This window comes from Nostoc sp. (genome assembly GCF_036917195.1).
GTDB lineage: Bacteria > Cyanobacteriota > Cyanobacteriia > Cyanobacteriales > Nostocaceae > Nostoc.
The window spans coordinates 21,670-41,367 of record NZ_JBALDG010000066.1 but is presented as its reverse complement, the minus strand read 5'-3'; the positions used below and the strand labels follow the sequence as shown (position 1 = coordinate 41,367).

Below are 19,698 nucleotides of genomic sequence, written 5' to 3'. Positions count from 1 at the left end.
TTTGAGATGAATTAGCGGATATGTCTATTGGGAATTTGTGATTGTTCTTTCTTCTTATTACCCATTCCCCATACCCCATTCCAATTTATTTTTAACTTTCCAGATTTGGGCGTACTTTTGCCCGAATAAGTATACCAGTAATGTTGTCATGACCATTCTGTTGGTTTGCCAAATCAATTAAGTCTGTAACACCCTGTTCTAAGTTAACGCCAGAACTAAGTAAGGGTTCTAAATGAGTCTGCCAATGGGTTTCTATTAAATCATTATCTGATAGACCGTCCGATGCCAACAGCAGAAGAGTATCTTCATTGATCTCGAAAAAGTCTACATCAGGATTAATTGAGTTTTCGTCACGAGGCCCCAAGGCTTGGGTGAGTTGGTAGGCATCCGGGCGGGCGTAAGCTATGCTTGCTTCCACTCCTCGGGTTATTTCCCGTTGCCCAACTTCGTGATCTACTGTGACTTGTTCTAGTCGCCGCTTGCGCGTCAAGCGATAGAGACGGCTATCTCCCACATGAGCAACTGCTGCTTCAGTATCTTGAATTAAGAGCATTACCAGAGTTGTACCCATGCGCCCCACTCCAGAACGGGCATCTTGTTGATTAAGCTTGTAAATCGCTTCATTAGCTAAAAACACTGCCTCACGAATGCTATCTTCTGTTGGCAGTTGGTTAGCAATCCAGTGTTCTTGAAAGTATTGCCGTAGGGTGTTGACTGCTAACTCACTGGCTATCTCGCCGCCAGCGTGTCCACCCATACCATCACAGAGAATATACAAACCATGCCCTTCCATAACTCGATTTTTAGGCAACTCCAGCTTCTGAATTTTGGTTTCAATGCCAAAGTAGTCTTCATTATGATGACGTTGACGCCCCACATCTGTGCGTCCTGCATCTTCTAAGCTACTTAACTGCATCGGCAGCACAACAGTTTGCATATCATCAGTTTTGCTAATGATATCTTCTGGCTCATCTGATTGCGGGATAGTGGGCACAGCAGTATTTTTCTCCTTTATTGGGGGCAAAGTTGCGGTTCCTAGTGCTTCCAGTTCAACAGAGATTTCCTCTAAACGCGATCGCAATTGTGCGATCGTGTGAATCTTACCTACATCTAAATCCCCCAACATCTGGACTACAGAGCCAAATTGAGTCCGTTGAGACTCTCTAAATAGCGCTTGCCAAACCCGCCCCAAAGCTTGGATAGTTAACGGCTCCTCTGGAATAGCAAATGTTTGGGCTTCGGCATCTTCTGGGGACTCGATAGCAGGCTGAGAACTTGATGATTCCACATATAACCTTTGTAGCGCCAGCGTTTGGTCTTCATCCAATCGCAAATTTGACAAATCTAAAAGGCTTTGACGACAATTCACTGGTTCTAATGCTGCCCAAAGTTGGGTCATTTGATAACACCAGTGTAAAATTTTTAACGAACTCGTTGTTTCTTCTTGCCATCGGTCGAGTAAAGGCTGCCAATGTGAGCGGTCTTCAATTATTACTACTTGCATATTCCCCTGCTGCCATGCATCGTGAATCGGCGGTATCTCCCGCTGACCTTGGGATTGTAAGGCAATATAAAGTTTAGCAAGGTGAGGAATTCCACTTGTTTCCACTGATGGCGTTAGCAAATCTGATTGCTGACTTGCTATTATTGTCTCAATGGGTGATATTTGATACGGCTGGCAGTCTAGAACTCTGACACCTACATCAGTAATGGTGGTAGTTTCAGTTTGTCCAGGTAGCATATATAACAATTGATAGCGCTCTTGGGAGTCTAAATAGGAGCCTAATGCAATCTGAAAACTAGGGGGTAGAGGAGATGAGGAGTATATTGCTCCCTCATCTCCCTCTACTCCCACATCTCCCTTATCTCCCTGATTTTTCTCTACTCCCAAAGCTTCCCCATTTGTTTCCTTAGCAATAATTGCCCAAAACACTGTTCCACATTCCGTGCCACAGTTATGACAACGTAGTGCATTTATAGGTACATCAGTACTGCATTCAGGACAGACCTTGTGGGTCAGGGACGTGCCACAGTTTTGACAGAATTTGTTGCTATTGGGGTTTTCAAATTTACACTGAGGGCAAATCAGCATAGTGGAAGTTCCTTAATTCCCGTTTCAAGGTGCTTCTAGCCACTAAGATCCAAGGTGCCACAATTGGCTATCCCTGACCACAGTAGACCTACAAGAGATTGTAGTTTATCAATGAATTTTGGTGGCAGTATTAATTGTGACGCATATTAGATAAATATTTAATATATTGCCAGCCAATTCCTAATAAATGGGTGAATGGGGAGTGGGGAGTAGTAGGGAAAGAAAAACTATTGATTATAGGACTTACGCAAAAAACCTCTCAAACTCTTATTCCTCCGTGTCACGCCAGTTGCTTCTCCTAAGGAAGACGCGCAAGGGACAAGTCTCTTAACCGCAAGGGCGTACTGGCTTCTCTGGGGACTCTGTGGTAGCCTGCGGCAAGCCGCTTTGCGTCTACGATTTTCCGTTACCTGTGCGTAAGTCCTGGATTATTGACTTATGCCCAATGCCCCATGCCAAGAGTCTGGCAAATGTGGAGGTTGAGTATTAAACCATTTTTGATAAATTTGCTTGTAAGTGCCATTGGATAACAAAGTCGCTATAGCTTTGTTAATTGCATCCAGATGGGGGGAGTCTTTAGATGTAGCAATTCCGTAGTATTCTTGGGTGAGCAGATCAGCAACAACTCTGATGCCTTTGAGTTTGCCATTTTTAATCGCATACAAAGTTGCGAAAGCATCGCTAACCACAGCATCAACATTGCCATTTAGCAAGTCTTGGAAAAATTCTGGGCCAGAATTAAAAGTACTAATTTTGGCATTGGGGATGGTTTTGGCAAAATCCGCCCCAGTTGAACCAATTTGTACAGCAATTTTTGTACCTTTGAGACTATTGAAGTCTTTAATATTTTGGTTGTCTTCGCGAACAGTGATCGCTAGTCCGGCTTTAAAATAAGGTCTGGAAAAAGCAATTGTTTTCAGGCGTTCGGCGGTAATTGTGATTCCACTAATTGCTGCATCGACTCTTTTAGCTTGCAAAGTCGAGATCATGCCATCAAAGGGCAGACTTTCAAACTGAACCGCAAAACCTGCTACTTTAGCCATCGCATTCATCAAATCAATATCAAAACCTTCCAAGTGACTGCTAGCCGTTTGGATTTCAAAGGGGATAAAGGTAGGGTCTGTCGCCACCTTGAGAGGTTGAACACCTGGATTTGGATAATTGTTACAGGCAATGAACAGTAGCAAACAGCCTAAGCTCAGAATTAGTTGCCGCCACTTAAAGTTAATCAAATTCCCTTTAGTCATTAGTCATTAGTCAAATACCTAATTTCTCGTTTCGTGTAGTGCTTGAGTCCGAGCAAAGCGACGCTCGGCAGGGCGTGCAAGTCCAAGATAAGCGGCGAAGGAGGCGATCGCAAACACTGCCATTAAACTAGACATGGCGATCGCTGTGCGCCCATCATAGAAGAAAGCAACTAGCCCACTCGCCAACGCCCCACATAACATTTGCAGAAATCCCACCGTGGCGGCTGCAACTCCAGCTATCTCTGGCAAAGGCTGAATGGCACCCTGGATTGCATTGGGGGAGATTATTCCCAGGCAGAAGGTGTTAAGTACTAGAAGAGGCATTAGCGTAGTAACTTGTGCAGCACCACTCACTGACAATATTGCAAGGGCAACAGATGAGCCAACGGCACTCACCAGCCCAAAAGTGAGCAACCTTGACGGAGATACGCCACGCATACTCAGATGCCCATTCAGAAATGAGCCTACCATGATGCCAAAAGCGGTCGATGCAAAAAGCCAGCCGTAGGTTGTAGTCGGGACTTTAAATACATTAAGCAGCACGAGTGGCGATCCCGCAACATAGGTAAACATGCACCCAAAGCTTAGTGCATTGACCAGGGCGTAGCCAAGACAAATCCGATTGCTGAGAATGCGCCCATAATTTTTTATCAGCCGACGTGGTTTAATCGCATCTAGATCATGGCTAGCTAGCGACTCACTTAGTCCAAGGGCAACAAACAGCAAGAGTAAGAACCCTCCTACAGCCAGTGTCCCATAGATAGTCCGCCAACCAGCGATTGCCAGCACCCAACTACCGATTGTAGGTGCAATCACCGGTGCTACGCCCATCACGAGATTGACATAGGAGAGTTGGGCACGTGCTGCCGAACCATCAAATAGATCGCGGACAATCGCCAGTGTCATCACCATACCTGCACCAGCGCCGGCACCTTGAACTAAACGCCAAGCAATCAGAGTATTGATGGATGGCGCAGCAGCACAGCTTGCACCTGCTAGGGTAAAAAGTCCGCAGCCGATAAGCAAGATTGGTCTGCGTCCATAGCGATCCGAAAGCGGACCGAAAATCAGCTGGGCAACAGCAAACCCAACCATGAATAAGCTTAGGATTAGTCCAACAGATCCAGAAGATGCCCTCAAAGCTGCGCTGATTGTGGGAAAAGCTGGTAGCCCCATGTCAATTGATAGGGGAGGTAGGGCAGAGAGTGCCCCTAAAAGAAGCGTGAAGCTCAAGGTGTTGGGTCGAATTCGCATTTTTTAACTCGTAGGATTCACGGTTATCCAAGTGGATCTCTTGATTTTTATAGCTAGGTGTGAGATGTTCTTACTCATCTGATATTACGATAAGTCGAAAATAATACCGTATTTAAATGACTTTAGGGAAATTTCCAGCTTCTAAACCCCAAGATAAAGCTCTAGTAGATTACAACAAACTATTAAAAAAATCTCAAAAGACTAAAAAACAAGAGTTTTTAAATTTTGCTTTTGCCCACACCAGTTAAATATGCATTTTTTTAGCTGCCAGATTGCTCTGTATAAATTTTGGATTTTAATTCCCGGAAGGGTTGATTAATGTCACTTGCGTCAAGTTTGCAGCGATCGCTATATACATATGTACTACTTTAACCTCGCTTAATCTGCATGGAGCAGCCAATGATGGGTCTTTCACCTTTGGATGTCGAGCGTGTTTGAGAATTAATTGAGACGATTAATCAGTAGGGTGTGACTGTTTTTATGGTTGAACAGAATGCCAATTTAGTACTGTAAATTGCTCATTATGGTTATGTACTTCAAAATGGTCGAATTGTGTTGTCTGGGTGATCTAGCGAATTATTGAATAACCTGCAAATTCGTGACGCTTATTTGAGTGGTGAGACGGTTTCGCAAATATGATGTGGTTGAACTTTTCCTAAAAGCGATCGCACCAATTGAACTTACAATGATTTTTTTATCTCACGGATAGGAGCCAGTAAGTTGCGCGGGTTAAGAGCGTTGTAGCATCTAGTGTCGCGCTCCAGGCGCAGAGATAAGGTTATAAACGCTCAATTAAAAAATTATTTTAAATCTTTAATTGTTAAACTATTGATGATAAATTAACCAAACTTTACTTATAAAATCACGATATCATTGTTCGGATTTAAAATAAAGCTGACTATCAGTATTTCTTCCCTAAAATACTGATATACTCATAAACTTAGAAGACAACTCGCCCTTTATGGCTCCTACCACTTCTGCCTACCAAATTACTGATTTGTTCGCCGAAAGAGCTAGAAACCTCGCACCACCAACTTACGGCACTGAGTTAACCAAAATTATTACTGTCAGCTTTGCCTACGGTTTAGCTGACCCAATTCTCTTTCCCCACGCCGACTTGGCTGCTGCAACTGCGGCTGTGCTGGCAGAAGAAGCTCCGATCGCCCTCAATTACGGGCCACCTTCAGCTCAACTATATGAGCAAATTATCCTTCGCTTGCAGGCTAAAGGAATTGCTGCCGATCGCAATCGCCTGGTCATTGGCTACGGTTCTGGTCAGATTCTCGGCTTACTACCAGATGTGTTTGTCGAACCTGGTGATGTGGTAATTGTGGAAGGGCCAACCTTCTTGGGAGTAGTTGTCAGATTTGTCCACGCTGGCGCACGCATAATTACCATTCCTGTGGATGAGTTGGGGATGGATGTGGACGCCCTAGAAGAAACTTTGAGCGACTTGAAGAAACAGGGCATCCGACCCCGGTTTATTTACACCATCCCTACCTTTCACAATCCCACAGGCGCTACTATGCCGTTATTTCGCCGTCAAAAACTGGTAGCGTTAGCGGCTGAGTATGGCGTCCTAGTGGTGGAAGACGATGCTTATAGCGATTTGCGGTTCCAAGGACAAACTGTGCCCCCTCTGGCAACTCTCGACCAAGAGGGGTGGGTATTATATGTAAGTACCTTCTCGAAAATTATTGCGCCTGGTATCCGCCTGGGCTGGGCTTGTGGTGATCCAGCGATTATAGAGCGGCTGGCAATGTTCAAAAGTGAGGGGCCTGTGGGGCCATTTGTCAGCCATGTGGTCGCCCGCTACTGTGCTACAGGCAAACTAGATAATCACATTCAGCAGCTAATCGCCTGTTACAAGCATAAGTGCAATTTATTGTTAGAGGCGATCGCTCAAGAGTTTCCCAGTGATATAGTTGCTTTGCGACCAGATGGGGGCTTTTTCGTTTGGTGTAAATTGCCGCCAGACATCAGCGCCAAAGCACTTCTAACAGCTGCCAATGAACACGGCATCAGTTTTTTGCCAGGGACTCGGTGTTACACCGATGGACAGGGAGATGATGCCATCAGGTTAGCTTTTAGCTTTCAGCCAACACAGAAGATTGTTGAGGGAATCGCTACATTAGGAGCAGTGTTGCGCGGATGGCAGCGATGAGCGTGCCAATTTTAGATTTTGGGTCGCACCTTTGGTGCGCTTCCAGCGCAACTTAGATTTTGGATTTTGAATTGAAGAATTTACCTCGTTCCCAGTCTCAAACTGGGAATGCTCAATGGATGGCTCCCGCCTTCCGTCTGGGCGGCAGCAACCCAATGAAGACCATTTCCTTCTTAGAAGTTGGAAAAGAGATTTTGATTTTCAAGAAATTTTGTAAATCTTTAAAAAATTTGTTCTAAGCGTTGGAAATCGCGTTGCACTTCATACCAGAGACTTTTATTATAGGGGTCTGTTTTCAAAGCTTTTTTGAGATAAATTCTGGCTTTGAGCAGCTGGTTTTCGGAAATTAGCGCCCGTCCCCAAATTTGATAGGCGATCGCTTGCCATTGACGGACTTCTGCATCTGTTGACAACCGATCTGCTAAAGCTTCTGCCAGGGCGATCGCTTGCGGAAATCGTCTTTCTTGCAAAAATCGCTGCAATTGCTCATAAGTTTTCCACTTCAGCCGTTCTTCTATTTCCAACAGATTCGGCGGCTTTGGTTTCGCTGGTTGTTGGCTTGTCACCGTTGCTACTGGTATTTTCTGCCAATGCATTGCCTTGGTGTCATCATACACAGTTGACACCTGACTTGAATGTGCGGCAGTTTCTTCTGGCAATACTACCGTCAGCAAGAGTTTATAAGCCTCTGTCAAGGCAATAAACTTATCTTTGGCTTTGTTGTCATCTGGGTTCATATCGGGATGATATTGCTGCGCCAGTCGTCGGTAAGACGCTTTGATCTCAGCAAAAGAAGCTCCCGACCTTAAACCCAATAAACGGTAGCAATCTCCAAGATCCATCTTGAGCTATGAGCTATCGAATATTTAGCTAGAGGCTATCAGCTATCTGCTTTAAGCCTGAACTATTAATGATAAAGGCTAATTTTCTATTTTAAAGTTCAATGTTGACAGTTTGTTTAGGAAAGCGAGTGGAGAGTGGGGAATTAGCAGTTAGAAGTTAGGAATTATTTCTCCCCTGTAACGCCAGCTTCCCCTACTCCCTACTAACCTACTACTATAGAGGTTCGGTCTTCAATCACACGGTCAATCAAACCGTATTCTTTAGCCTCTTCGGCAGACATGAAAAAGTCACGATCCATATCTTTTTCAATTTTTGCTATGGTCTGACCAGTTTTATCAGCATAAATCCCATTGAGTTGGTGACGAATCCGCAGAATCTCTCTAGCTTCAATTTCGATATCAGTTGCTTGTCCACGGGTGCCACCTGAAGGCTGGTGAATCATAATCCGTGAGTGAGGCAATGCTATCCGTTTCCCTTTGGTGCCAGCTGCCAGCAGGAAAGACCCCATTGAAGCAGCTAAACCCACACAAATAGTCACCACATCTGATTTGATATGTTGCATGGTGTCATAAATAGCCATGCCAGAGGTGACCATTCCACCGGGGGAATTGATGTATAAATAAATATCTTTACCTGGATCATCTGAATCCAGATACAGCATTACAGCGATAATTTGATTGGCAATTTCATCATCAATATCTCGCCCCAAGAATATAATCCGTTCCCGATAAAGGCGATCGTAGATGCTAATCCAATCTGTATATTGTCCTCCGGGCATCCGGTAAGGAACTTTAGGAACGCCTATAGGCATAATTTGCTCCGTTATTAATAAATTGGGGATGATCGGAGAGTGAAAAGTGAGGAGTTAGGAATGAGGAAGGAGTATTAAATAACTCATAACTCATAACTCATAACTGAATTTAAAGGACACTGGCAGGGAGTGGGGGATTTGCGAGTTCTTCTTTCTCAAAAACTCGGTCAATCAGACCGTATTCCTTCGCTTCGTAGGGTGTCAGATATAACAGCCGATCCATATCTTTAGTAATTTTTTCTGGAGGCTGTCCGGTGGTACGATTCAAGATATCAACTAGCGCCCCTTTATTTACCAAAACTTCCCTCGCGCGAATTTGAATATCCGTTGCTTGACCTTGGGCATAGCTTTTGGGTTGATGCAGGATAATCGAGGAGTGAGGCAAACTGGCGCGGCAACCTTTTGTACCAGCACTGAGAAGCATCGCTGCCATACCCATCGCGGAACCGACGCAGATGGTGTGGATAGGAGGCTTGATATATTTGATGGTGTCATAGATAGCGAAGGCTTCGGTTTCAAAGCCAATGGGTTCGCCACTGTAACCGGAAGTACCGGTGGAGTTGATATAGATTTTAATCGGCTTTTCGGGGTCGTCGGACTGCAAAAATAGCAACTCGGCCACGATCAATTCCGTGACAGCAGGCACAAGTGGCATCCCAAGATAGACAATTCGCTCCTTTAATAAGAGGGAAGGTAAATCTGGTGGCGGTGTCCGGTAAAAGTTATCGCCGTAATAAGGGGCTTGAACAGCCTTGATGGGGGAAATGTCCATAGCAACTGATCGCCTGAAACTATGCCGTTAACTGTAATACATCCTAGCGCGATGCTAGCTTTCCTCAAGGTGCGGATTTCTCCCTAATGCTTAAGGCGGCTTCGCATCTGCCAATGTTTGGCTTGTCAAGTACCTACACTCAACGCTTGCCTTGAGTGTAAACTTTCGGTTTGATTTGCTGTTGCCTCCTTGTACAAGTACAAATTGGTCGAGGCAACAGTGTCTCTCGTCAATAATAGACGTTTAGTAGGTCTTACAGCTTTGCTGGTTCTAATTCCGGCTGTAACTGCTCAGTTAATATATTGATATTGAGTCTGGGTTTGGACAGTCTGCTCCCGAAGTTCCCCAATGGTTCTGGAGAGAATATGTTGGCGTTACTGATAAGCTGTTACCAAAGCTTGCTAAACGATATCCCACTTTTTAGATTAGGATTCCCAAGTTTTCCTGTTATCAAACAATTAAAGTGGTGTAATCCAATAAGTAATGCCCCGGATAACTTGTTTGTTAAAACCAAACAGAGGTAAATTCTCTTCAGGTAAACCCACATAAGTCCAATGTGGAACATCATTTTCTACAGTTTGAAACCAACCATTTTGATTAAGAGCTTTTCTTTGTTTTTTACTGCTTACGCGTAAATCAATTGCTAATCCCCACAGATGTTGTGAAGTTCCAGGAGGTGCAACCAAACCGAGAATTTTTATTTCTTTGCCCTGTTGAACTTTTGTTAAAATTTGATTGTTAGCATATTTGTGCCAAAATCTTAAATTCGTGTTGAAAGTGCGAGTACAATCACCAGAACCATAACCAGATTTTAGCGGGATATGTTCTTGGATTCGCGCTTTATTTAAAGCATCAGCCGCTGATTTTTGTAAGTAACAGTCATTAGTATTATCAACATGACCCATTGTCAAAGTAGCTTGAAACTCTTGGGTTTCTTGTTCATTAGCAAAAATATCTTTTTGCGGCAGTTTAATCCCAACATCTTGATTTACAAAGACTGCACCATATGTCCGCAATAAAGTATATTCATAAGTACCAGGCTGGGGGATTGTAGGTAATTTCTGACTAATTGCAGATAAAAAACGCTGTTGCTCATTTAATTTAGGGTCAGGAATAAATGGCTTTGATGTTATCTCTTTAGAGATATTTTTACAAGCTAATGAATCTGTAGTCAAGCATACATTTAATGGTTGGGCAGTTCTACCCAATTGGTTATAGGTAATCTCATTACTAGCGACTAAGACAAATATCATCATGATAACTATACTGATGAAAGTTGTCTTTCTGATAACCTTAGTAATAAATCTTTTCTTCCTAATGAGGATTTTCATTTTTAAAGAATTGCTTAATTGATTCAATAATAAAAGTAATAAGCTGATTACAAATATCTGTTATTGATTAACACACTTTGGTTAAAGCTTGATCCTCCTTGAAATTAAGTGCCCTTTTTTAAGGCTTGTCATTACTCACATTTTTTTAACAATCAAAGTGTCGTATTGACAAACATCTTACCCAGAACTTAAGTTCAGCAGCTAATAGCTAAAGTCCACTTGAGTGGACTTTAGCTATTAGCCTCGGAATTCTATTCCAAGGCTCTATAGCAACGAAGCAGGGATTGTCATATATGGGTAATGACAAGCTTTTTAAGGAGGGTTGAGGGGATCTTGTGAGGAAAAATATTATTAACACCAAGTGGATTGTGTTATTGATGAGTTGAAAACACAGATAAGTCATCGTGTTAATAGATGGTTATATATAAATTCTGCAATATATCTAATATATATCCGTAACAAATCAACTTTTTTTATGCCTAAATATGTGATAAGGAAACCGGGAAATTACCATAGTTATTAAAGGAAATTATATTTTTTATTTAATAATCAAGCAAAGAAAAATAAATTTTTCTGTAATTGAATACTAATAAATTTGATAACTTTTTTCTCAGAAAGTTACATCCATGAAACCACTGGAACAGTTAAAATTGAAAAGAACTCTAAGCTTGCCAATCCTGTAAGTATGACCATGCACAATTCCGTTGAATTCCAAGACGCTTTTGATGTCATAGTCGTCGGTGCAGGTCACTCCGGTTGCGAAGCAGCTCTCGCCTCTGCACGCCTCGGTTGTCGTACCCTGTTATTGACGCTCAACTTGGATAAAATCGCTTGGCAACCTTGTAACCCAGCAGTGGGTGGCCCAGCTAAATCCCAGTTGACCCATGAGGTAGATGCACTCGGTGGAGAAATTGGTAAAGTAGCAGACCGCACCTACCTGCAAAAACGTATCCTCAACTCTTCACGGGGGCCTGCTGTGTGGGCATTACGCGCCCAGACGGACAAGCGCGAATATGCAGCGGTGATGAAAAATATTGTCGAGAATCAAGAAAACTTGACAATCCGCGAAAGTATGGTAATAGATTTGGTGTTGGATGCTAATGATCAAGTCATTGGTGTTGAAACTTATTTTGGTGTAGGATTCCAATGTAAAGCAGTCATCTTGACAACTGGCACCTTCCTGGGAGGCAAAATTTGGGTAGGTAACAAATCAATGCCGGCGGGACGGGCTGGAGAATTTGCGGCTGAAGGATTGACACAAACCCTAAATCGCCTCGGATTTGAAACCGGAAGACTCAAAACTGGAACTCCAGCCAGGGTAGACAAGCGATCGGTAGATTATAGTAAAATGCTAATCCAGCCAGGAGATGAAGATGTGCGCTGGTTTAGCTTTGACCCGGATGCGTGGGTAGAACGGGAACAGATGCCTTGCTATATCACCCGCACAACTGCCGAAACCCATCGCCTAATTCAGGATAATTTGCAGCTGTCACCAGTTTATGGCGGTTGGGTGGAAGCCAAAGGGCCACGTTATTGTCCCAGTATTGAAGATAAAATTGTCCGCTTTGCCGATAAGGAAAGCCACCAAATCTTTATTGAACCAGAAGGAAGGGATATACCCGAACTTTATATCCAAGGGTTTTCCACAGGGTTACCAGAAAATTTGCAACTGCATATGTTGCGGACTCTCCCTGGTTTGGAAAAATCTGTGATGCTCCGTCCAGCGTATGCTGTGGAATATGACTATTTACCAGCAACTCAGTGTTTCCCCACACTGATGACTAAGAAGATTGCCGGGCTGTTTTGTGCTGGGCAGATTAACGGCACCACAGGTTATGAAGAAGCCGCAGCCCAAGGGCTTGTAGCCGGAATTAACGCAGCTCGATTTGTTCACTCTCAAGAAATGATTGTCTTTGCCCGCGAGCAAAGTTACATTGGAACCCTAGTCGATGACTTGTGTACAAAGGATTTACGAGAACCTTACCGGATGCTTACCAGTAGGTCAGAGTATCGATTGATATTGCGTTCTGACAATGCTGACCAACGCTTGACACCTTTGGGGCGGGAAATTGGTTTAATTGATGATCGCCGCTGGGATCTATATACCCAAAAACAGGCTAATATTACCACAGAAAAACAAAGATTGCAAGCCACACGAGTCAAAGAACATGATGAAATAGGAATAGCGATCGCATCTAATACCCAACAAGCAATTAAAGGTTCAATTACCCTTAATGACTTGCTGCGGCGTCCAGGATTTCATTATGTTGACCTCGACAGATTCGGATTGGGAAACCCCAATCTCAACCGCGCCGAGAAAGAAGGCGCAGAAATTGACATCAAGTATTCTGGCTATCTCGCTAGGCAACAAAATCAGATTGACCAAATTGCCCGCCAAGCGCACCGCCAATTACCTGGGGATTTAGATTACACAAAAATTGATACTCTTTCCAAAGAGGCACGGGAAAAGCTGACTCACGTAAAACCACTCACTCTTGGTCAAGCCGCACGTATAGGTGGTGTAAACTCAGCGGATGTTAACGCTTTATTATTATATTTAGAATTGCGTAGAACCAAGAGCCAGTCACAGTTTCCAGCGTTAGCTTAACACAAAATTCATAAAGACTGAGTATAGTAGTAGGAAGGGAAATTGGTATGATAGATGACAATAAGTATTAGTGCTGCCATCATCAACAATCCCCAGATTAAAGTTGATTTTAATACCAACGCTCAACCAACTCGTCTCAATCAGACGACGGATTGGATATTTCATCTGTAATCCTAACTCCCAGGCAGTAGGCGCGGCGTTTCCTCGTCCTAGCAACAACCCAGAACGTCTATGTTACAAGAAGCCAGCACCCGTCTCATAGTACCGGAACCATCAGAAGACTTAATCGCCAACGAACCTTGGTCGATAGAAAACTATGCTGATGGTCTAATGGATGAACTCTTTGCCGATATCGACTACATTCTGGATGTTACTGGTAATTTGCCTTCTCAAACCGTTAGTCAGAGTAGGCAAAACAAATCGAGCCAGTCTGTTGCTGAGTCCCCCCAACCTCAACGCCAGTCGCCTCCAGAATCCATTCCTCTGCAAACAGTTACGATACCGCAGATTATCTTACCGAACACATTGAACCAACCAGTAGAGTCAGTAGCTCAAGATAACCACAAGCAATTGAGTACTGTTGTGTTTGACACCGCCACCGTAAAAAGAGTTAGTAGAAAGCGTCAGAAAAGTAGTCCTAATTTAGGCAAACTGCTGATTGTGGGAACAACTTTAGGTGTGGCGATCGCTGGTATTATCTACCTGGTACAGTCTGGAGTAGTATATCTTTTAAATACCAAATTGCCTGAGTCAGCTCTTCTACTGCCGCAACCGCAGTCACAGTTGCCAACAAAAACAGAAATTGAGGCAGAGTTGGTTGACTACATGCTGGGAGCGCTGGCAGTTATAGATAAACAAGAAGCAAAAAGCAATCAAAAATCTGGCATCCTTGGATTCTCCAATCAGGCAAATACTAATCAAATAGCCCTTGGGAACGGGCAAACAACTGGTAATCTACCAGCACTTCCACTTCTAGCTAACAATACGTCACTAGCCCCTAACCGCTCTAAAAGCGTTGTTGAGCGCATCTACGTTCCCGTTTATCAAGCGCCGTCGCCAATGCACTACGGGCTGCCGGCGATTCCTAGTACTTCCACACTTTTACCACAAGTTGCCAGTGCGTTACAGGGATATCAACCTAATGTTGTGAGAACTGCCCTGAATACGGTGCGACAAGCTGCCAAGCCTGTAACCGTCAACATGTTAGCTGCGGCTGTGCAAGCAGAACTCAAACCTGTAGCTGGACGAACTGCACCCATTACCGTGCGACAAACACCCAACCCTCTGCCTGCATTACCAGTAGTTCCATTACGTGCAGCACTCGCACCATCAGAACCAACTATTACCCATGAACAAGTATATGCGCCAACTGCGATCGCAGATACTCCTGCTAGTACATTAGAAGGGTTGCTAGAGTTAGGTAACAAATCTGCTGCTTTGTTTAAAATTGATGGCGTGACTCGCCGCATCAACATGGGTGAAAGTATCGGCTCAAGCGGTTGGACACTAGTAGATGTTAGTAATGGTGAAGCTGTCATCCGGCGTAACGGCGAAGTGCGATCAATTTACGCAGGGCAGAAATTGTAAAAGTTTTTTTCTTTGCAACTCTTCTACGCATCAAAATATTGCAATGATAAACGGCTTTGTTGCACATTGCTATCTTGCCTAATTATACTGTTTAACGCAATAGCTAATATCGATAGATAGGTAGAGGTATACACCTGTACGCCCCTACAGTCAGTTTATGTGTTCAAAAATTTCGGAAAATTTATCTCGGTAACTTTTGCGGTTTCAATACCAACTTGGGTAAAGATTATTACTAATCTTTATGAAGAGAATTGTTTAGTAATAACATATTTTTTCCCAATAAGTCTTTGAATATTAATTTAAACGAACTAGTAATACGAAAATCGAGAGGTTCAGATTCCTAACTCCAATACTTTTGGGTTTTGGGGGAAAGGGGAATGGGATTGCGGTTTGAATTCACCTTTATCGCTTGCCCTTTAACATGCACCCAGACCAAAATGGAGTAGTTTACGCTTATCTGAAAAGTATTGTTCCCGACTCCTTTAAAAAATCATAAATCTTTTTGTTTACAAATGATTTAAATAGAAGTGGAGAATCAATGAGCGATCGCAGTTCATGAGGCAAGGCCTACTTACAGCAGGTTTCAAGTTGCCAAAAAGTACTCAATATAATGATAAATCTTGAAAATTATAGTTAAATAAGAAAAATTATTCTTTTAGCTCACCCCAATAGGTAATTGCTTCGTTACAAAGAAAAACCAAATTGATGGTGAAAAATTGGAAGACAGTTATGAATTTACCTACCTTAAGAGGGTTCACAAAAATAAATTTAAATGTTAAAAGTATAATTTATGTTGATTATAGTTGTACGACGGTCGCTATCTGGAAACCTACATCTTGCACCTCTCTTACTTAAGCAAGATAACTTTAGCTAAAAAAGCTAGTTTGCTAATTTATGTAATCGCCAAACCTTACCAATATGAAACAACCTAACTATTTTCAAAATAATTCTAAAAACTCTTTAATAGACAAATATCACCTTTACAAAGGCGAAAAATTGAACTGGCTTCAAGTAACTCTTCGGCTTGAAAGGTCAATTATTTCTATCATTCTTCCTTGGGTAATTTTTTGTACTGCATATGGTATTTTAATATCATTTCTCTATCATTTAAAATTACCAATAGCATTTTCAAATTCAAACAGTATTCTTACTAATGCTGTTTTAAGTTTTAATATTGGTTTTACATTACTATTAGTTTTTCGGACGAATACAGCCCATGATAGATTTTGGGAAGGTCGTCAATTATGGGGAGCTTTAGTTAATACATCTCGTAACTTAACTCGGGGAATTTGGATAATAGTTAAAGATAAGACACCGCAAGATAGAGTAGAAAAAGAGGCAATACTTCGGTTAGTAACTGCTTTTGCAGTTGCAATGAAGTTACATCTAAGATCAGTACCTTTAGACACTCAGTTAGCATCCTTAATGTCTGAAAAACAATATTTACAACTTCAAGATACTAATCATCCCCCACTACAAATTGCTTACTGGATAGGAGATTACTTGCAGTCTCAACATGACCGAAATTGTCTAAATGTCTATCAACTGACTACTCTACATAACTGCGTAGATGATTTAGTAGATATTTTAGGTGGTTGCGAACGCATTTTAAAAACGCCACTGCCTTTAATATATACTATTAAACTCAGACAACTGTTATTAATTTTTTGTCTAATATTACCTTCAGAAATTGTTAGCTTTTTATATTGGTGGACTGGTATAGTAATGGCTTTTGTAAGTTTTACATTATTAAGTATTGAACAAATTGGCTCAGAAATTGAAGAACCTTTCGGGTTTGATCCCAATGACTTACCTTTAAATACGATTTGCAATACAATCTCAAACAATGTTGAAGAATTAATCAGGCTTGCTTCTAATAATGTTCGTTCTTTCTAAATCTCTAAACAACCTTTACCAGATAAATTCCTGATAAGAGGTGAGAAATTTTTACTTTCTTAATATATAGATAATACTTGGGTTGAAAATGCACAATAAGTAGCTTGTCCTTAGACATTGCTTAATAAATCTTTCGCCAAGATTTTACCGTCTCTTTGCCAATTTCGCTATCAATAGTTTGACCTCCTTCCAATAGTAGTCTGATGTCTAAGTTCTCATCTGGAGCATTTTTCAAAGCAGTGGCTAATTCTTGACTGACAGCAAACGTACCGGTTGAACTGTCTAATCGAAAAACTTTTCCTCTGACCTTAAGCAAAAGTTTATCGACTTTCTTTGTAGTAACAAACCTCTGATAGTCATATCTGGGATACACACGACCTGCGGTGTAGAAAGAAGAACTTGCTTGATCCGAATTTAGTGTTACCAGGACTCGAATGCTCGAAGGAGTCCACAAACTAATAACTTGTTTTGAATTCTCACGGTACAAATAGCCACCTAAAGAGTTGCGATCAAAAACCCCAACTAATTCCCCTTCAAAAGGATCAACGATTCTCACGGGTTTCGACCAAGGCACATCCATGTCGGGGGACAGTCCTGCTGATTTGACCACTGGCAAATCGCTTGATGCTTTAGCAAGGCTAGCTACCTCTTGAACAGTGAAAGCAGTACAAACTTGAGGGGAAAGCACAGCCAAGCTTGTCCCTAAAAGAAGAACTGGAATTGTCTGCGGTAAGTTAATCATAAGTTAGAGATACAATCTTCAAAAACAATAATCAAATAACCTTTATAGTCATCCCCTGCAAGACTTTTGTTTAAGAGAAGCTTTGGCAATTGAGCAAATCCCAGTGTCTTGAGGCGATGTCTGTTAACTCGCCGCATTCTCTACGAGACGCTTTGGGTAGCTTTTCAATAATACGTTAGTACTATTATATCCGGTTACTTAAGTAATATTATTTAATATAGCTAAAGAGTTTGAGGTTTTTGTGCAAAAATTCTTGAATGCGATTTTATTTTTGGTATACAGATAAAAGCAGACATTCCCAAACCAGCCGTGGTTGAGCGTAAGCAAGTAAGTATTTACGAGCTTGTTCTAGCTGGTGAATGATCGTAGGTTGATGCCACTGCTGCCAGTATAATTGCTGAAGATAATCAACTAACCACAGTTGTGCTTCTGTATCTAAATCTTTATCAATTTTTTTGGCTAACTCCAAGGCTTTGCGGTAGGAAGCAGGGGCTTTTTTCAGGTCTTCGAGTAACTCTGGGGGAATAGCTTGTAATTGCTCGTAAGATGCGATCGCACTTCCGGCACTGCCAGCTGCTATACTCAATACTGCCTGATTTGGCAAAATTTCCTGATGACCTGTTTGTGTGAGTACAACAGCCAAAGACTGGGCATCTAAGCGATAAAAAGGAATGCGTTGACAGCGTGACACCAAAGTTGGCAACACAGACTCAGGTGTAGGTGCAATTAAAATTAACGTCGCCTGTCCCGGTTCTTCCAAGGTTTTAAGTAAAGCATTGGCTGCGGCTTCTGCCATTGTTTGGGCTTCTTCCAGTATCACCACATTCCTCGGCGCTTCCAAAGGCGGACGACTCAGAAACTCGGTAATTTCTCGAATTTGCTCTAATCGAATTACAGGTGGTGCCTTACGCTTAAGTCCTTTCTCAGCCGCTTCTGCTGGTGTTAATCGTTGTCCCTGGTATTGGTACGTTGGTTGCACCCACAATAAAGCTGGATGGTTGCCTTGATGCAAACGGTTTTGTAAAGCCGCAGTGACTCCCATCTCACTAGAAAATAGCAATTCCACAAAGCACTTTGCTGCTAAACTTCTTCCTACACCATCTGGGCCTACAAATAGATACGCTGGAGCAACCCGGTTTTGTCTGACAGCCTGAGTGAGTAATTCTATAGCTTGCTGTTGTCCTACAAGTGGTGCAAATGGGTTAATAGTTCAGTACCTTCGCCAAAACAAGAATATGAAAATAGAGGGCTGATGCAGTAGAGTTATTGTCTTCCAGAACGACAACTTAGAAGCTACAAAATGCCCATGTTCGACATACTAGCACTGTTGCAATGACTTCTACCGCAAATAAGCGTCTGGGGTTTCCCCAAGTAGAGGAGCCAGCCGTGTGGGCAGGTGTCCCCACTTGAGCGGACTGGCGTCAAGTCGTGTGACAATACACTTGGGTTAAGGATAATTGTAGGTTAGGTTGAACGAAGTGAAACCCAACATTTTCCGGCATTTGTTAGATTTCGTTCCTCAAAGCCACTTGCTTCTCCCAATGTGAGAAGGGGAGACGCGCAAGGGACAAGTCGGGAAACCGCAAGGGCGCACTGCCCCCTTTATACTAGGAAACCTGTTTACCGCAGTGGCTCCCTATGAGCGACTACCGTCGCAGAGTGTTTTTGCAGAGAATTTGTTACAACAAATTTATAGAATCTTGTACTTAGGAAGTCTCAGATGTCGCACAAACAATTTATTTATTGCTGGCAAAAATGGTTCCCTCCCATCTTGGTACGTGTTGCTGTGCAAGTAGTGGTAATGATTTGTCTAACAGTAGGGGTGTTGGGCATCTTGGCAAGCGCTGCTCCGATGAGTCATGCTCAAGCTGTTTTTCCTAGTTCTGTTGCAGGCTCACTAAATGCTACTGTATATCACAGTCCCGATTGTAACTGTTGTGGCGGATGGATTGATCACTTAAAGGCACAGGGTTTTAAAATTACAAACTTTCCCACGCCTGACATCGAAACAGTTAAACAAAAGTACAACGTACCGGATAACTTGTCGTCTTGCCACACAGCTATTGTTAATGGATATGTCATCGAAGGACACGTCCCAGCAGATGACATCAAACGTCTACTTCAAGAAAAGCCAAATATTGTTGGTTTATCTGTTCCCCAAATGCCTGTAGGTACTCCTGGGATGGAGATGGGAAATCGAAAAGACCCATTTTCTGTATTATCTTTTGATCATAAGGACTCAGTTGCGGTATTCCATAAGTATCCATCCTCTTGATGTAATTTTAGCTGTATTCAGAAGATGTTTTAAAAGTGGATTTTCATGTATTTTGGCGATGATAAATCACCAAAAG

14 protein-coding genes are annotated in these 19,698 nt (G+C 42.5%); 5 read left to right on the top strand and 9 right to left on the bottom strand.

Translation table 11 applies throughout. The annotated features are described in order from the left end of the window. Positions 1-91 precede the first annotated feature (91 nt). The 3 genes from V7K40_RS20540 to V7K40_RS20530 form a co-directional block, all read right to left on the bottom strand. Positions 92-2,092, bottom strand: coding sequence for a serine/threonine phosphatase (locus tag V7K40_RS20540; protein WP_334962914.1), 2,001 nt, complete (start codon positions 2,090-2,092; stop codon positions 92-94). A 428-nt stretch (positions 2,093-2,520) separates the two neighbouring features. Next, the gene (locus V7K40_RS20535; protein ID WP_334962912.1) at positions 2,521-3,339 is read right to left on the bottom strand and encodes a basic amino acid ABC transporter substrate-binding protein; all 819 of its coding nucleotides are present in this window, start codon (positions 3,337-3,339) and stop codon (positions 2,521-2,523) included. An 18-nt stretch (positions 3,340-3,357) separates the two neighbouring features. After that, positions 3,358-4,593, bottom strand: coding sequence for a multidrug effflux MFS transporter (locus V7K40_RS20530; RefSeq protein WP_334962910.1), 1,236 nt, complete (start codon positions 4,591-4,593; stop codon positions 3,358-3,360). 961 nt (positions 4,594-5,554) lie between these two features. Between V7K40_RS20530 and V7K40_RS20525 the strand changes: the two genes are divergently transcribed. Continuing rightward, positions 5,555-6,757: a PLP-dependent aminotransferase family protein gene (locus tag V7K40_RS20525; RefSeq protein ID WP_334962908.1), complete on the top strand. Its 1,203-nt coding sequence runs from the start codon at positions 5,555-5,557 to the stop codon at positions 6,755-6,757. A 221-nt stretch (positions 6,758-6,978) separates the two neighbouring features. Here V7K40_RS20525 and V7K40_RS20520 read toward each other — a convergent pair whose 3' ends face one another. The 4 genes from V7K40_RS20520 to V7K40_RS20505 all read right to left on the bottom strand — a co-directional run bounded on the left by V7K40_RS20520 (position 6,979) and on the right by V7K40_RS20505 (position 10,514). Then, the gene (locus tag V7K40_RS20520; RefSeq protein ID WP_334962906.1) at positions 6,979-7,599 is read right to left on the bottom strand and encodes a J domain-containing protein; all 621 of its coding nucleotides are present in this window, start codon (positions 7,597-7,599) and stop codon (positions 6,979-6,981) included. Positions 7,600-7,802: 203 nt separating this feature from the next. Next, the gene (locus V7K40_RS20515; RefSeq protein ID WP_334962904.1) at positions 7,803-8,411 is read right to left on the bottom strand and encodes an ATP-dependent Clp protease proteolytic subunit; all 609 of its coding nucleotides are present in this window, start codon (positions 8,409-8,411) and stop codon (positions 7,803-7,805) included. 109 nt (positions 8,412-8,520) lie between these two features. Beyond that, positions 8,521-9,183 carry an ATP-dependent Clp protease proteolytic subunit gene (locus V7K40_RS20510; RefSeq protein ID WP_334962902.1) on the bottom strand — a complete coding sequence of 221 codons (663 nt, stop codon included), beginning with the start codon at positions 9,181-9,183 and terminating at the stop codon, positions 8,521-8,523. A 458-nt stretch (positions 9,184-9,641) separates the two neighbouring features. Further along, positions 9,642-10,514 (bottom strand): D-alanyl-D-alanine carboxypeptidase family protein, encoded by an 873-nt coding sequence (locus V7K40_RS20505; protein WP_334962900.1) that lies wholly within the window; start codon positions 10,512-10,514, stop codon positions 9,642-9,644. Positions 10,515-11,199: 685 nt separating this feature from the next. On the opposite strand from V7K40_RS20505, the gene mnmG reads away from it, so the two are divergent. The 3 genes from mnmG to V7K40_RS20490 all read left to right on the top strand — a co-directional run bounded on the left by mnmG (position 11,200) and on the right by V7K40_RS20490 (position 16,605). Then, positions 11,200-13,122, top strand: coding sequence for a tRNA uridine-5-carboxymethylaminomethyl(34) synthesis enzyme MnmG (gene mnmG / locus V7K40_RS20500; RefSeq protein WP_334963468.1), 1,923 nt, complete (start codon positions 11,200-11,202; stop codon positions 13,120-13,122). A 231-nt stretch (positions 13,123-13,353) separates the two neighbouring features. Next, positions 13,354-14,709 (top strand): hypothetical protein, encoded by a 1,356-nt coding sequence (locus tag V7K40_RS20495; protein WP_334962898.1) that lies wholly within the window; start codon positions 13,354-13,356, stop codon positions 14,707-14,709. Positions 14,710-15,627: 918 nt separating this feature from the next. After that, positions 15,628-16,605, top strand: coding sequence for a bestrophin family ion channel (locus V7K40_RS20490; protein WP_334962896.1), 978 nt, complete (start codon positions 15,628-15,630; stop codon positions 16,603-16,605). A 121-nt stretch (positions 16,606-16,726) separates the two neighbouring features. Here V7K40_RS20490 and V7K40_RS20485 read toward each other — a convergent pair whose 3' ends face one another. Both V7K40_RS20485 and V7K40_RS20480 read right to left on the bottom strand, forming a co-directional pair. Next, positions 16,727-17,347: a hypothetical protein gene (locus V7K40_RS20485; protein WP_334962893.1), complete on the bottom strand. Its 621-nt coding sequence runs from the start codon at positions 17,345-17,347 to the stop codon at positions 16,727-16,729. A gap of 265 nt (positions 17,348-17,612) precedes the next feature. Beyond that, complete coding sequence (locus V7K40_RS20480) at positions 17,613-18,554, bottom strand: DNA polymerase III subunit delta' (protein WP_334963466.1); 942 nt, start codon at positions 18,552-18,554, stop codon at positions 17,613-17,615. 513 nt (positions 18,555-19,067) lie between these two features. Here V7K40_RS20480 and V7K40_RS20475 point away from each other — a divergent pair. Next, positions 19,068-19,622, top strand: a complete 555-nt coding sequence (locus V7K40_RS20475; RefSeq protein ID WP_334962891.1) for a DUF411 domain-containing protein — start codon at positions 19,068-19,070, stop codon at positions 19,620-19,622. Positions 19,623-19,698: the final 76 nt, after the last annotated feature.

Coding starts and splice junctions, on each gene's coding strand:
- V7K40_RS20540 (WP_334962914.1), bottom strand. CDS start 2,092: ATGCTGATTTGCCCTCAGTGTAAATTTGAAAACCCCAATAGCAACAAA.
- V7K40_RS20535 (WP_334962912.1), bottom strand. CDS start 3,339: ATGACTAAAGGGAATTTGATTAACTTTAAGTGGCGGCAACTAATTCTG.
- V7K40_RS20530 (WP_334962910.1), bottom strand. CDS start 4,593: ATGCGAATTCGACCCAACACCTTGAGCTTCACGCTTCTTTTAGGGGCA.
- V7K40_RS20525 (WP_334962908.1), top strand. CDS start 5,555: ATGGCTCCTACCACTTCTGCCTACCAAATTACTGATTTGTTCGCCGAA.
- V7K40_RS20520 (WP_334962906.1), bottom strand. CDS start 7,599: ATGGATCTTGGAGATTGCTACCGTTTATTGGGTTTAAGGTCGGGAGCT.
- V7K40_RS20515 (WP_334962904.1), bottom strand. CDS start 8,411: ATGCCTATAGGCGTTCCTAAAGTTCCTTACCGGATGCCCGGAGGACAA.
- V7K40_RS20510 (WP_334962902.1), bottom strand. CDS start 9,183: ATGGACATTTCCCCCATCAAGGCTGTTCAAGCCCCTTATTACGGCGAT.
- V7K40_RS20505 (WP_334962900.1), bottom strand. CDS start 10,514: ATGAAAATCCTCATTAGGAAGAAAAGATTTATTACTAAGGTTATCAGA.
- mnmG (WP_334963468.1), top strand. CDS start 11,200: ATGACCATGCACAATTCCGTTGAATTCCAAGACGCTTTTGATGTCATA.
- V7K40_RS20495 (WP_334962898.1), top strand. CDS start 13,354: ATGTTACAAGAAGCCAGCACCCGTCTCATAGTACCGGAACCATCAGAA.
- V7K40_RS20490 (WP_334962896.1), top strand. CDS start 15,628: ATGAAACAACCTAACTATTTTCAAAATAATTCTAAAAACTCTTTAATA.
- V7K40_RS20485 (WP_334962893.1), bottom strand. CDS start 17,347: ATGATTAACTTACCGCAGACAATTCCAGTTCTTCTTTTAGGGACAAGC.
- V7K40_RS20475 (WP_334962891.1), top strand. CDS start 19,068: ATGTCGCACAAACAATTTATTTATTGCTGGCAAAAATGGTTCCCTCCC.